The organism is Brevundimonas sp., from assembly GCF_013912005.1.
Classification (GTDB): domain Bacteria; phylum Pseudomonadota; class Alphaproteobacteria; order Caulobacterales; family Caulobacteraceae; genus Brevundimonas.
The window spans coordinates 1-12,727 of sequence record NZ_JACESB010000011.1; the positions used below are offsets into that span (position 1 = coordinate 1).

The 12,727-nt window shown below is 70.5% G+C and carries 17 protein-coding genes and 1 tRNA gene; 11 read left to right on the top strand and 7 right to left on the bottom strand.

Translation table 11 applies throughout. From position 1 onward, the window contains the following. From H2038_RS09005 to H2038_RS09020, 4 genes are all read right to left on the bottom strand, one after another. On the bottom strand, window positions 1–756 hold a 756-nt coding region (locus H2038_RS09005; RefSeq protein WP_292111907.1), incomplete at its 3' end, for a hypothetical protein. Between the two features lie 16 nt (window positions 757–772). Continuing rightward, the gene (locus H2038_RS09010) at window positions 773–1,312 is read right to left on the bottom strand and encodes a DUF6468 domain-containing protein (protein WP_292111909.1); all 540 of its coding nucleotides are present in this window, start codon (window positions 1,310–1,312) and stop codon (window positions 773–775) included. Next, window positions 1,312–2,379, bottom strand: coding sequence for a flagellar motor switch protein FliM (fliM, locus tag H2038_RS09015; protein WP_292111911.1), 1,068 nt, complete (start codon window positions 2,377–2,379; stop codon window positions 1,312–1,314). Before fliM ends, H2038_RS09010 begins: the two co-directional genes overlap by 1 nt. 2 nt (window positions 2,380–2,381) lie before the next feature. Beyond that, window positions 2,382–3,026, bottom strand: a complete 645-nt coding sequence (locus tag H2038_RS09020) for a flagellar basal body-associated FliL family protein (protein WP_292111914.1) — start codon at window positions 3,024–3,026, stop codon at window positions 2,382–2,384. Between the two features lie 175 nt (window positions 3,027–3,201). Here H2038_RS09020 and flgF point away from each other — a divergent pair, with 175 nt between their 5' ends. The 7 genes from flgF to H2038_RS09055 all read left to right on the top strand — a co-directional run bounded on the left by flgF (window position 3,202) and on the right by H2038_RS09055 (window position 9,014). Continuing rightward, window positions 3,202–3,939, top strand: a complete 738-nt coding sequence (gene flgF, locus H2038_RS09025) for a flagellar basal-body rod protein FlgF (RefSeq protein ID WP_292111917.1) — start codon at window positions 3,202–3,204, stop codon at window positions 3,937–3,939. Between the two features lie 14 nt (window positions 3,940–3,953). After that, window positions 3,954–4,742: a flagellar basal-body rod protein FlgG gene (gene flgG, locus H2038_RS09030; protein WP_292111920.1), complete on the top strand. Its 789-nt coding sequence runs from the start codon at window positions 3,954–3,956 to the stop codon at window positions 4,740–4,742. Continuing rightward, window positions 4,739–5,335 (top strand): flagella basal body P-ring formation protein FlgA, encoded by a 597-nt coding sequence (locus tag H2038_RS09035; protein ID WP_292111923.1) that lies wholly within the window; start codon window positions 4,739–4,741, stop codon window positions 5,333–5,335. Before flgG ends, H2038_RS09035 begins: the two co-directional genes overlap by 4 nt. Window positions 5,336–5,350: 15 nt before the next feature. Continuing rightward, window positions 5,351–6,085, top strand: coding sequence for a flagellar basal body L-ring protein FlgH (flgH, locus tag H2038_RS09040; RefSeq protein WP_292111926.1), 735 nt, complete (start codon window positions 5,351–5,353; stop codon window positions 6,083–6,085). A 120-nt stretch (window positions 6,086–6,205) separates the two neighbouring features. Then, window positions 6,206–6,673, top strand: a complete 468-nt coding sequence (locus tag H2038_RS09045) for a hypothetical protein (RefSeq protein ID WP_292111929.1) — start codon at window positions 6,206–6,208, stop codon at window positions 6,671–6,673. A 32-nt stretch (window positions 6,674–6,705) separates the two neighbouring features. Further along, window positions 6,706–7,146, top strand: coding sequence for a hypothetical protein (locus H2038_RS09050; RefSeq protein ID WP_292111931.1), 441 nt, complete (start codon window positions 6,706–6,708; stop codon window positions 7,144–7,146). A gap of 65 nt (window positions 7,147–7,211) precedes the next feature. Next, entirely contained in the window at window positions 7,212–9,014 is a 1,803-nt protein-coding gene (locus H2038_RS09055) for a DUF885 family protein (protein WP_292111934.1), read from the top strand. Window positions 9,015–9,017: 3 nt separating this feature from the next. Here the strand turns inward: H2038_RS09055 and H2038_RS09060 are convergent, their stop codons facing one another. Beyond that, complete coding sequence (locus tag H2038_RS09060; RefSeq protein WP_292111937.1) at window positions 9,018–9,362, bottom strand: MmcQ/YjbR family DNA-binding protein; 345 nt, start codon at window positions 9,360–9,362, stop codon at window positions 9,018–9,020. Window positions 9,363–9,364: 2 nt separating this feature from the next. Continuing rightward, the gene (gene msrA, locus H2038_RS09065) at window positions 9,365–10,015 is read right to left on the bottom strand and encodes a peptide-methionine (S)-S-oxide reductase MsrA (protein ID WP_292111940.1); all 651 of its coding nucleotides are present in this window, start codon (window positions 10,013–10,015) and stop codon (window positions 9,365–9,367) included. 129 nt (window positions 10,016–10,144) lie between these two features. Here msrA and H2038_RS09070 point away from each other — a divergent pair. The 4 genes from H2038_RS09070 (at window position 10,145) to H2038_RS09085 (ending at window position 12,451) form a co-directional block, all read left to right on the top strand. After that, window positions 10,145–10,234, top strand: a tRNA-Ser gene (locus H2038_RS09070). Window positions 10,235–10,399: 165 nt separating this feature from the next. Further along, the gene (locus H2038_RS09075; protein ID WP_292111943.1) at window positions 10,400–11,641 is read left to right on the top strand and encodes a site-specific integrase; all 1,242 of its coding nucleotides are present in this window, start codon (window positions 10,400–10,402) and stop codon (window positions 11,639–11,641) included. Between the two features lie 118 nt (window positions 11,642–11,759). Further along, on the top strand, window positions 11,760–12,284 hold the full coding sequence (locus tag H2038_RS09080; protein ID WP_292111945.1) for a hypothetical protein: 525 nt from the start codon (window positions 11,760–11,762) through the stop codon (window positions 12,282–12,284). Next, window positions 12,281–12,451, top strand: coding sequence for a hypothetical protein (locus H2038_RS09085; RefSeq protein WP_292111948.1), 171 nt, complete (start codon window positions 12,281–12,283; stop codon window positions 12,449–12,451). The genes H2038_RS09080 and H2038_RS09085 overlap by 4 nt, the downstream gene beginning before the upstream one ends. Here H2038_RS09085 and H2038_RS09090 read toward each other — a convergent pair. Next, window positions 12,448–12,714: a helix-turn-helix transcriptional regulator gene (locus H2038_RS09090; RefSeq protein WP_292111952.1), complete on the bottom strand. Its 267-nt coding sequence runs from the start codon at window positions 12,712–12,714 to the stop codon at window positions 12,448–12,450. The genes H2038_RS09085 and H2038_RS09090 overlap by 4 nt on opposite strands. Between the last annotated feature and the right edge of the window lie 13 nt (window positions 12,715–12,727).

Genomic DNA, 12,727 nt, shown 5'->3' on the forward strand with positions numbered 1-12,727 from the left:
CGGACGCGCGGCGCGGGCCGGCTGGGGCGTCGCCGCCGCCGGCGCGGGCGCCGCGGCGGGCGGAGCGGCCTCGGCCTGCTGGGTCGGAGCGGGCGCGGTCGGCGCCTCGGCCGCGGCCACGGCGGCCCGGGCGGCGCGCTGCTGGGCCTCGAAGCGGCGGGCCAGTTTCTCGGTCAGCTCGCGGGCCGCCGCCGGCTCCATCTGCGACATGACCGCCGCCAGGGCGCGCGGCCGCATGGCGGCGGCCACCGGCAGGCGCACTCCATCGTCCAGGGTGGCGAACACCCGCGCCGCGTCGCGCGGGCGCATCGCCGAATAGACCGCCACCAGCCGGTCGATCTCCGCCTTCTCGCGCTCGTCGACCTGTCCCAGCAGCTGCTGCACCTCGCCCTTCACCGTCTCCAGCGCCTGCACCCGGGCGTCCAGCTTCTGCTCGGCCGCCGCCAGCAGGGGCAGCATCGAGGCGAGGTCGGCGTCGCGGGCGTCCAGTTCGGTGCGCCGCTGCGACAGGGACTGGATGACGCGCAGCTCCGCCGGCGAGATGCCGGCCTGCTGCGCCAGTTGCTCCGGCGTCAGGGCGCAGACCGCGGGCGGGGGCGCAGCGGCGGCCGGAGCGGCGGCGCCGGCCGCCGGCACCGCCTCCTCCGCCCAGGCGCGCGCGCCCTCGAACAGGCCGGGGGCGACGCCGACGGCGCGCACGGCGACCACGCCGCCGATGGCGACCGCGACGAGGGGCAGGAGGCGGGGGGTCTTCATGGGGCGCGACTCGCGATCAGGCGGCGAAGAGGTCTTCGTCCAGGGTGCGCCGGGCGCGGTTGAGGTTTTGCTTCGCAGTCTGGTTAGCGGTCAGGGCGCCGACGATGGCGGCCACATTGTCGCGCCCGCCGGGACGGGCCGGAGCGGCCAGCCCCTGGATGCGGTCGGCGAGGGCCGCCATGCGCCGGGCCCGCTCGTCGTCGGCGGGAACCGCCGACGCGGCGACCGGACGCGGCTCGGCGGCAGCCGGACGAACCGGCTCCGGCGCCGCTGCGGCGGGAGCCGGGGCGCGGGCGATCAGCGACTCCAGCTGCGCCTTCACCTCGCGCGCCTTGACGATCCGGTCGTGCAGCAGGTCGGTCTCCTGGCCGGAGGCCCGCAGGGAGGCCAGCGCCGCCTCGGCCCGGCCGGCGGCCGCATTCAGCTCGGTCACCGCCGAGGCGAAGGCCTGCTGGCCCGCCCGCAGCGCCGACAGCTTCTTCTCCAGCCGCACGCCGTAGCCGAGGGCGGCCACCAGCAGCAGCATCAGCACCCCGTCGAGGATCATCCCGGTCATCAGCGTCTTCCCTTCACCAGGCTGGAGGCGGCCTCGACGTTCACCGGGGCCTCGACCCGCACCGCGATGTGCTGCCCTTTCCGGCCCATCCGCCCGATGGTCAGCGGGATGGATCCCGCCCGCACCGAGACCTCGGAGTTGGGCGTGGCGTTCAGCATCAGGGTGTCGCCGACCTTGAGATCCAGCACCTTCGACAGCGGCAGCTGCTGCTCGTCGAGCACCGCGCGCACCTCGGTTCCCGTGGTCCAGAGCTCGGTGGCCAGGTGGCCTTCCCAGATGTTGTCGCGGCCGAACTTCTCGCCCATGAATTGCTGCAGCAGCATCTTCCGGATGGGCTCGAGGGTGGCGTAGGGCAGCAGCAGCTCGATGCGCCCGCCGCGGTCCTCCATGTCGATGCGCAGCTTGACCAGGATGGCGGCGTTGGCCGGCCGGGCGATGGCGGCGAAGCGCGGGTTGGTCTCCAGCCGGTCGAGGTTGAAGTGCACCGGGGTCAGCGGCTCGAAGGCGGCGCGGGCGTCGTTCAGCACCACCTCGACCATCCGCTGGACGAGAACCCGCTCGATGGTCGTGTACGGCCGGCCCTCGATGCGCAGGGCGGCGGTGCCGCGGCGGCCGCCCAGCAGCACGTCGACGATCGAGTAGATCAGGTTCGAATCGACCGTCAGCAGGCCGTAGTTGTCGAGCTCCTCGGCCCGGAACACCGCCAGGATGGCCGGCAGGGGGATCGAGTTCAGATAGTCGCCGAAGCGGATCGACGAGATGTTGTCGAGACTGACCTCGACGTTGTCGGAGGTGAAGTTCCGCAGCGAGGTCGTCATCAGCCGCACCAGGCGGTCGAAGACGATCTCCAGCATCGGCAGGCGCTCGTAGGAGACGAGGGCCGAGTTGATGATGGCGCGGATGCCGGAGCGCTCGGAGCCGTCGTCCTCGCCCAGATCGAAGCCCAGCAGGCTGTCGATTTCGTCCTGGTTGAGGACCCGTTCGCCCAGCGCCGGACGGTCCTCCGCCGCCGGGTCGAGGGACTCCGCGAACGGGTCCGGCGCGTCGGCGAAGGCGGCGTCGGTCATTCCTACTGCACCAGCATTTCTTCGATCAGCACCGCGTCGACCTTGCCCGGGGCGGCGATCAGGTTGACCCGGCGCAGGATTTCGGCGCGGAGCTGGAAGCTGCCGGCCGAACCGGCGAGATCCTCGGGCCGCAGCTCGCGCAGGAAGCCCTGGAACATGTCCTGCAGCCGGGGCATCTCGGCCTGCAGGTGCTCGGCCACGCCGGCGTCATGCATCTCGAGGGTCAGCTTGAGCTTCAGGAAGGTCGGACGTCCGTCCGCGGCCTGGATGTTCACCACCATGTCCGGCAGGGTGTAGAAGACCACCCCGTCAGGCCCCTCGGAGATAACGCCCAGCGAGGCGTCGGCCTCGCCGCCCCCGCCGCCGCCGTGGCCGCCGCCCTTCTTCTCGGCCTTCTTGCCGTGGCCGTCGTCCTTCTTGGGCGCGGCGTGCCCGTCGGCCGCCGCGGCCTTGGGCTGCATCAGGAAGAAGGCGGCGCCGCCGCCCCCGCCGAGCACGAGCAGGGCCGCCGGGATGATGATGAAGAGCAGCGGCAGCTTCTTCTTCGCCGGGGCGCCCTCGCCCTCCGGCGTGTCGCCGTCCGCGACCGCGGGCAGGTTGGCGTCGTCGCCATCCTTTCCGCCCTTCTTCTTGCCGAACTTCAGCATGCCGCAACGCCCCGGGAATCTCCGGTCCATTCGAGCCGGGTTTGGTTAACGACCCGTTTAGAACCGGCAAATCCTGCCGGGCGCCGGGGCCAGCTTCGCCGCTGAAACGCCCGCCCCGCGGGGATTCACCCTGTTGGCACGCCTGTTGCGAAGCCATTCGCGAAAGGAGCCGCCCGTGGAAAACGCCGCCTACGCCGGACTGTCCCGCCAGATGACCCTGCGCCGCGAGCTCGACGTCGTGGCCAACAACATCGCCAATGCGGACACGACCGGCTTCAAGGTCGAGCAGCTGCTGCTCGGAACCGAGGTCGGCGAGCGGGCCCGCAACGCCTTCGTGCGCCCCGGCGTCAGCTTCGTGCTCGATAACGGGGTGGGCCGCGACTATGGCCAGGGCGCGCTGGAGCAGACCGGCCGGACGCTGGACTTCGCCATCGAGGGCGAAGGGGCCTTCTTCAAGGTCCAGGACGGGGCGGGCGAGGCCTACACCCGCGACGGCGCCTTCACCCTCGATCCCGAAGGCCGGCTGACCACCCAGGGCGGGCACGCCGTGCTCGGCGACGGCGGCGAGATCATCCTCGATCCTTCGCTGGGCGAGCCGCAGGTCGCCGCCGACGGCACGATCAGCCAGAACGGCCAGCCGGTGGGCCGGCTCGCCCTCGTCCGCTTCGACACGCTCGGCGTGCTCGAGAAGGGCGGCGACGGCCTCTACCGCAACGCCTCGAACGCCGCCCCGGTCGAGGCCAACGACGCCCGCGTCCGGCAAGGCATGCTGGAGGGCTCGAACGTCAATCCGATCCTCGAGATCACCAACCTCATCGAGATCCAGCGCGCCTACGAGAGCGTGTCGCGGATGATCGAGAACACCAACGACCTGTCCCGCCGCGCCGTCGAGCGGCTGGGCCGGGTTTCGTAAGGGAGCACTGAGACATGCGCGCGCTCAGAACCGCCGCCTCGGGCATGGCCGCCCAGCAGCTGAACGTCGAGGTCATCTCGAACAACATCGCCAACATGAACACGGTCGGGTTCAAGCGTCAGCGGGCCGAGTTCCAGGACCTGCTGTACCAGAACGTCGAACGCATGGGGGCCCAGTCGTCCAGCCAGGGCACGGTGGTGCCGACCGGCATCCAGATCGGCGCCGGCGTCAAGGCGGGCGCCGTCTACCGGGTCACCGAACAGGGCACCCCGACCCAGACCGGCGGGCGCTACGACGTCGCCGTCGACGGCCGCGGCTACTTCCAGATCCTGCTGCCCTCGGGCGAGACCGCCTACACCCGGGCCGGCAACTTCGCGGTCAACGGCGAGGGCCAGCTGGTCACCGACGACGGCTACGCCGTGCAGCCCAACATCTCGATCCCCCAGGACGCGGTCGACGTCTCCATCTCCAAATCCGGGCAGGTCCAGGTGATCACCCAGGGCGAGCCCGAGCCGCAGATCGTCGGACAGCTGGAACTGGCCACCTTCTTCAACGAGGCCGGACTGGAAGCGGTGGGCGACAACCTGCTGCTGGAGACGGCCGCCTCGGGCCCGGCGAACGTCGGCACGCCCGGCGAGGTCGGCTTCGGCGAGATCCTGCACGGCTACACCGAAGCCTCGAACGTCGACGCGGTGGCCGAGATCAGCGCCCTGATCATCGCCCAGCGGGCCTATGAGATGAACTCCAAGGTCATCACCACCGCCGACCAGATGCTGTCGGTCAGCGCGCAGGTGAAGTCGTGAGGGCCCTGATCCTCGGCGCCGCCGCCGCCCTGCTCCTCGCGGCCCCCGCCCTCGCCGGGCCGGTCAGCCTGAAGAGCAATCCCGTCGACGCCGACGGCGCGGTGACCCTCGGCGACGTCTTCGACGGCGCCGGCCCCGCCGCCGGCGTGGTGGTCGGCCGCCGCTCCGGTCCGTCGGTCGTGTTCGAGGCCGGCCAGCTGCAGGCCATGGCCCGGCAGGCGGGCCTGGACTGGTCGAATCCGAACGGCCTGCGCCGCGTGGTGGTCCGCCACGCCGCCTCCGCGCCGGCCGAGGGCGGCTCGCCGTCGCCGGCGGCCGTCGCCGCGGCCGTTCCGGCGTCGTTCGCTCCGGCGCCGCGCCGCAGCGCCTGGGCCGACCGGATCATCAGCCGCAACGACATCGTCGAAGTGCTCTACGAGGCCGACGGGCTGCGCCTGACCATCTCGGGCCGCGCCGAGGGCAACGCCGCCGAAGGCCAGCGCCTCGCCATCCGCAATCTCCAGTCCGGCCGCGTCTTCGACGCCGTCGCCGTTGCTCCGGGCCAGGCCGTCGCCGGCCCCGCCGCCCGCACCCACCAGTTCGCCGCCCGCTAGAGGGAAAGAGTACCCATGCGCACCGCCCTGACCGCCGCCGCCGCCGCCCTGTCCCTCACCGCCTGCTCCACCGCCGTCGAGGCGGTGCGTGGGCCTGAACTGGCCCCGATCGGCTATCCGGCCGCCCTGGTGCCGACCACCCAGACCTACCTGCCCTCGCCCGAGCAGCAACGGGCCGACCGCGCCGCCAGCGCCAACAGCCTGTGGCGCGTCGGCGCCCGCACCTTCTTCGGCGACCAGCGCGCCCGGCACGTCGGCGACATCCTGACCGTCGACATCAACATCGACGACCGGGCCCAGACCCAGAACTCGACCCAGCGCAGCCGCTCGAACGACATCTCCGGCGGCGTCACCAACCTGTTCGGCCTGGAGAACAGCCTCGGCCGCGCCTTCCCAGGCGGCTTCGACGCCGCCAACATGATCGGGCTCGAGGGCGAGTCCAACGCCGCGGGCTCGGGCAGCGTCAGCCGGTCGGAACGCGTCAACCTGACCATCGCCGCCGTGGTCACCGACGTGCTGGCCAACGGCAACCTGGTCATCCAGGGTCGGCAGGAAGTGCGCACCAACCGCGAGGTCCGGGAGCTCACCGTCGCCGGCATCGTGCGGCCGGAGGACATCTCCTCGGCCAACACCATCCGCCACACCCAGATCGCCGAGGCGCGCATCAGCTACGGCGGCCGCGGGGACATCAGCCGGGTGCAGGCGACCCCTGCGGCCCAGTCGCTGGTGGAGCGGTTCAGCCCGTTCTGACGGCCCGGCGGCCGCGCAGCATAACCGCAACAGATCAAGCTCCTGTTCGGAATTCCCGAAGCAGAGCCGTGAACCCCCTGAAGAAACCCGCGTTTGCCCGGTCAGACGCGAGTATTCTGCATGTTCCGGTTCGCCATCCCTGCCGTCGCCGCCCTCGGCCTTTTCGCCGCCGCCGCCCAGTCCGGCGCCGGCGCCGCGCCGCCGCCTTCCCCCGACGGCATGGGGTGGCACCTCAGCCACGAAGGCGCGACCGCCAAGCTGGCCTATGGTCTCGCCAATTCAGACCAGCTGGCCCTGATGCTGACCTGCGAGCCCGGGCGTGGCACCGCCGCCGTCTATGGCGAGGTCCAGCCGGCCAGTCCGCGCCTGATCCACGCCTCGAGCGGGCCGGCCGCCATCGACCCGCTGGGCGGGGGCCTGTTCGGGGAAGCCCGGATCGCCACCGCCGACCCGACCCTGCAGCGCCTCGCCCGCAAGGGGACGTTGGCGGTGGAGGGCGATGCGGGTAGGTTCCAGCTCACCGCCACCACGGAGGAGCGACGCGCGATCGCGGCCTTCTTCGACTGGTGCGGCGGAAACCGCGTCTGAACCGGAGCCGGTCTGACGCCAGGGGGCGGACCATGATCGACCTGCTCGCCAGCGCCGTGCTGCTGCTGACCTCGGTCCAGAACGCCGCCGCGGCGCCCGAGAGCGGCTGGACCTGGACCCTCTACGCCGACGACTCTCCGGTCGTGCTGGCCCACGAGGTTCCCGACACCGCCCATCTGCGGACGACCTTCGAGTGCGAACCCGGCGGCAGCGTCGCGCGCCTCACCCTGTACGGGGTGGAGGCCGCCGCCGGCATGGCCCGCCTGGCGGCCGGCGAGGCGACGGCGGTGGCCGAGGCCGCCGGCGGCCGGGACGGCCTCAGACTGGCGCTGCGCACCGATCACCCCGTGTTCGCCGCCTTCGCCGTCGACGGCCGGCTGTCGGTGGCCGTGGGGGACCGGCGCCGGACCATCGAGGTGCCGGCCGCGCATCTGGCGCGCCTGCGGCGGTTCGCGGAGCTCTGCGCCGGCTGACGGGCGTCGTCGCCGGTTGACGCGCCCGTCCCGGTCCGCTGCACTCTCCGAAACCGGAGGGGACGATGAAGACACTGCTCGCCGCCACGGCCGCCGCGGCCGCCCTGTGCCTCGCCGCGGCCTCGCCGGCCGCCGCCCGGACCGAGCCTGCCGCGGCCGCGCCGGCGCAGGATGCCCGGCTGGCGGCGCTGCTGGCCGACTACGAGGCGTACCTGCGCTCGGTCGATCCGATCACCGCGGGCATGGAGGGCGACGCCGCCGCCAAGCGCCGGCTGCCCGACGTCTCCCGCGCCTTCGAGGAAGCCCAGGCCCCGGTGCTGCAGGGCTTCGCCGCCCGGCTGGAGGCGATTGATCCCGCCACGCTCGGCGAGGACGACCGGCTCAACCACGCCTTCCTCGCCTACGTTCTCCGCCGGAGCCTCGACCGCATCCCCCTGGACGCCGCCCGCATCGGCGCCTTCAACTCCGAGGGCGGTCCGGGCCAGTCCGCCGGCTACATGGCCAGCGTCACCCGCATCGCCGCCCGGGCCGACGCCGAGGCCTGGATCGCCCGGCTGGAAGCCCTGCCCCGCTTCTACCGCGACCAGCTGGACGACGCCCGCCGCGGGCTTCAGTCCGGGCTCGTGCAGCCTCGCCCCACGGTCGAGAACGCCCTCGGCCTGATCGAGCCCGAGGCCGCCCTGACCGCCGCGACCGATCCCCTCCTCCGGCCATTCGCCGACCTGCCGGACTCGATCCCGCAGGCGGAGCAGGCGGCCCTGCGGGCCCGCGCCGCCCGCGCGGTGGCGGAGGGGATCATGCCGGCGCGCCGGGAATGGGCGCGTTTCCTGCGCGAGGAATACCTGCCGCGGGCCCCGGAGAGCCTCGGCCTCGTCCACCGCCCCGGCGGACGCGAGCTCTACGCCTTCCTCGTGCGCGGCTACACCACCACCGACCTGACCCCGGACCAGATCCACCGGATCGGCCTGGAGGAGGTCGCCCGCATCCGGGCGCGGATGGAGACGGAGATGCGCGCCGCCGGCTGGAGCGGCGACTTCGCCGGCTTCCTCGCCTTCCTGCGCAGCGATCCGCAATTCTACGCGACGACCCGCGAGGACCTGCTGGAGAAGGCCTCGGAGATGGCCAAGCGGGCCGACGACGGCCTGCCGGCCCTGTTCGGAACCCTGCCGCGCACCCCCTACGGCGTGCGCCCGGTGCCCGCCGAGATCGAGGCCAACTACACCACCGGCCGCTACTTCCCCGGCTCCATGCAGAACGGCGTCGCCGGCGGCTACATGGTCAACACCTCGGCGCTGGACCAGCGGCCGCTGTACGAGCTGCCCGCCCTGACCCTGCACGAGGCCGTGCCGGGCCACCACCTGCAGATCGCCCTGCAGCAGGAGGCCGAGGCCGGCCCCTACTTCCGGCGCAGCGTCGACGTCACCGCCTTCACCGAGGGCTGGGGTCTGTACGCCGAGTTCCTCGGCGAGGAGATGGACTTCTACCGCACCCCGTACGAGCGCTTCGGCCGGCTCAGCTACGAGATGTGGCGCGCCTGCCGCCTCGTGGCGGACACCGGCATCCACTGGCTGGGCTGGGACATCGACCAGGCCCGCGCCTGCTTCCGCGACAACTCGGCCCTCTCGCCGCTCAACATCGAGACCGAGCTGCAGCGCTACATCGGCTGGCCGGGCCAGGCCACGGCCTACAAGATCGGCGAGATCCGGCTGCGCCAGATCCGGGCGCGGGCCGAGCGGGAGCTGGGCGAGCGGTTCGACGTGCGCCGCTTCCACGACGCCCTGCTGGTCGACGGCCCCCTGCCGCTGGACCTGCTGGACGCGCGCATGGACCGCTGGATCGCGGAGGAGAAGGCGCGCCCGGCGGCCTGACCCTCAGGCGAGGCCCAGCGCCGCCCGCTGCGTCTTCGGCAGCTTCGCCGCGATGAGGCCGTGGGCGATCGTGAGATGTTGGGCCAGCTCGTCGTCGGGCCAGGCGGCCGGGTCGTCCAGATGCACCCATTTCGCCCGGGCGAGATAGGGCGCCGGCCGGGCCCGCCCCTCCCCGGTCAGCACCTCGAAGGCGATGTCGGAGACCTTGAACGACAGCCCGCCCATGCCGCCGACGATGGCGAACATCCTGCCGCCGACCCTGTAGGCGTCGTGATCGTCGCCGAACGGATGGTCGAGGGTCGCGCCCGGCAGCGCCAGGCAAACCCTGCCGACCCCCGCCCGGTCCATGGTCAGGCCTCGACGCCGACTCCAACCGGGCAGGTCACGCCCGTGCCGCCGATGCCGCAGTAGCCGCCCGGGTTCTTGGCCAGATAGCCCTGGTGGTAGTCCTCGGCGAAGTAGTACGGCCCCGCCGGCGCGATCTCGGTGGTGATCGTCCCCTGCCCGGCCGCCGTCAGCGCCGACTGGTAGGCGTCGCGGCTCGCCTCGGCCTCGGCGCGCTGACCGTCGTCCAGATAGTAGATGGCCGAGCGGTACTGGGTGCCGACGTCGCCGCCCTGGCGCATGCCCTGGGTCGGATCGTGGTTCTCCCAGAAGGCCTTCAGCAGCTCGCCGTAGCTGATCTCCCGCGGATTGAAGACCACCTGCACCACCTCGGCGTGGCCGGTGCGGCCCGAGCAGACCTCCTCATAGGTCGGATTCGGCGTGAAACCGCCGGCGTAGCCGGCCGAGGTGACCCACACGCCCGGCAGTTGCCAGAACACCCGCTCGACGCCCCAGAAACAGCCCATGCCGAACACCGCAGTCTCGAAGCCCTCCGGGTGCGGCCCCTTCAGCGGGCGGCCGGTGACGTAGTGGACCTCGTCGGTCCGCACCGGCTGGTCGCGCCCCGGCAGGGCGGCGTCGGCGGTCGGCAGGTCGTGGGACTTCTGGAACAGCATGGCGGATACTCCGGACGATCGTTCGCCGCATATGGGGCCTCAGGCGGCGCTTGCCGAGGGGGGCCGACTGTTCTAATCAGCGCCCCTCCCGCCGGTCCACTCCCGGCGGGCCTCCGCCGCGGTGGATACGGACAGGTGGCCGAGTGGTTGAAGGCGCACGCCTGGAACGCGTGTATAGGGGAAACTCTATCGAGGGTTCGAATCCCTCTCTGTCCGCCACCACGCACTTTCAGCACATCCACACACATCCGCAAATGTCCGGCAAACTACCGTATTTGCTGATCTTTTTATCCGCCGCAGTCTGGACACGGCTTTCGGCGCTCGACATAGTCCGATCAATATACGTGGGTAGGATCGGGGGTTAGATTGCGGCTTCATCATCGCTTGGGCGCGCTCGCCGTCAGCCGCCAGAAGACGCCGGGAATGTATGCGGACGGGGGCGGCCTCTATCTGCAGGTCAGCCGAAGCGGGTCGAAATCGTGGATCTTCCGGTATGCGATGGAGGGCCGAGAGCGGGAAATGGGGCTTGGCCCCCTGCATACCGTGAACCTGTCCGAGGCGCGGGAGCTCGCGCTTGAGGCTCGCAAGCTGAAACTTCGTGGCATCGATCCCATCGACGCGCGGAACGCCGAGCGCGCCTCCAAAAAGCTCGAGGACGCAAAGGCGGTCACTTTCTCCCAAGCCGCCGAAGCCTACATCAAGGCCAACAAGGTCGCGTGGAAGAATCCCAAGCACGCCGCCCAGTGGGAGGCGACCCTGGCCACCTATGCCAAGCCGGTCTTCGGGGACTTCGCCGTGGCGAGGGTCGACACCACGCTCGTGCTGAAGGCGATCGAGCCCATCTGGACCACCAAGCCCGAAACGGCCAGCCGGCTTCGGGGGCGGATCGAGACGGTTCTGGACTGGGCCACCGTGCGCGGCTTTCGGCAGGGCGAGAACCCGGCGCGCTGGCGCGGGCACCTCGACAAGCTGCTGCCCTCAAAGGCCAAGGTCCGCACGGTCGAGCATCACGCCGCCCTCCCCTATGCCGAGCTTCCGGCCTTCATGGCCGAGCTGGCCGGTCAGAAGGGCGTCGCCGCCCGCGCCCTGGAGTTCGCCGTACTGACGGCCGCCCGCACCGGCGAGGTGATCGGCGCCACCTGGGCGGAGATCGATCTGGACGCCCAGGTCTGGACCATCCCCAGGGAGCGAATGAAGGCCGGCCGCGAGCATCGCGTGCCGCTGAACGCACGCAGCGTTGCGGTTCTGAAGGAGATGGAGGCGCTTAGGACCTCCGAATTCGTCTTCCCCGGCGGCAGGGCGAAACGGCCGCTCAGCAACATGGCCCTGCTCAACGCCCTCAAACGCATGGGCCGGGCAACGCTGACCACCCACGGCTTCCGCAGCACCTTTCGGGACTGGGCCGCTGAGAACACCGACTATGCGGGTGAGGTGGTCGAAATGGCTCTGGCCCACACCATCGGCAACAAGGTGGAAGCGGCCTATCGCCGAGGCGATCTGTTTGAAAAGCGGAAAGGACTCATGGGCGATTGGGGGCGCTTCTCAGTGATGAAGCGTGCCAACGACATTGAAATCTCGCCAACAGTCGAACACCGGCCCGCACCGACCCACGCCGATCTGTCCTGAGCAGACCATTTCGGGAGCTCTCGGCGCAGCACTCGCCGTTGCTACGAGGAATTGCCGAGCTGAGGGATTTGATTCATCCGTTTGGCGCGACGTTCAGCGACTGGCGAATGCAGAGGCGATGTCGAGGCCCGTCTACGCAAAACTGGCCATCGATCATGCCAGCGAGAAGGTGCAGAGGGCACTCCGGGTCAATCTCGCCACTCGGACGATTATGAATCTCAGAGAGAAGGCCGCAAGCAACAGGCGGATCAGTGCTGAGGACCTGGACCACGCGCTATTCAGCATGATCATCACGATGAACTACCTGTCGACGATGGGCGAAGATGGCGTGGGGCACGTCGAGCTTCTCGCGCGGGGCGATACGGCGAAAGCCGGCAGTTCCAAGGGCGGCGCCAGCACCCCTTCAGACGAATGGAAGGTTCCCGCAAAGGCGATTTTTGAGACCCTCTGGGCGGCTGGTGAACGCCACAAGAGCGACAAGGCTTGGGCAAATCGAATCCGGAAGGAAGCAGAGAGGCTTCAGACGGGCTCAACTGCTAGCTGGCCAAACACCATGCTTCCAACCGCTGTGGGTGACTGGAAAGTGGACAAGGGCATTCCACGGCGGAAGCGAAATAAGCGAACAAGCGCTTCCGCGCCATGATCCAGGCGCACGGCGACCTCGCCCGTCTCGGTGGCCTTCTTAAGCTATGGTTGAGCGAACACGAAGATCACGGAGCCCCGGCTATCGAGGTCCGGTCAGTCCTGCATCAGATCGAGGCGATGTTGCCTGAGGCGCGCACGAAGATCCTCGGCATCAAGGTCGGCTAGATTTCCAGCCGGGGCGGCAATGCGTCCGCGACCTCGCCGAACAAGACCTTCGGATCGTGGCCGATTGCGGCGGCTATCGCGCAAAACTCGACCACGTCGATGCGACGCACCCCGCTTTCGACCTTGGACATGAACGGCTGGGTCTTGCCCAGGCGGCGCGACACCTCTGCCTGAGTAAGTCCAGCCTGCGTCCTGGCGGTCACCAAGGTCCGCAGGACGCCCGTATAGGCGTCAGTGAAGGTCGATCTTGGCAATATCGCCATCCCAACATCAGGA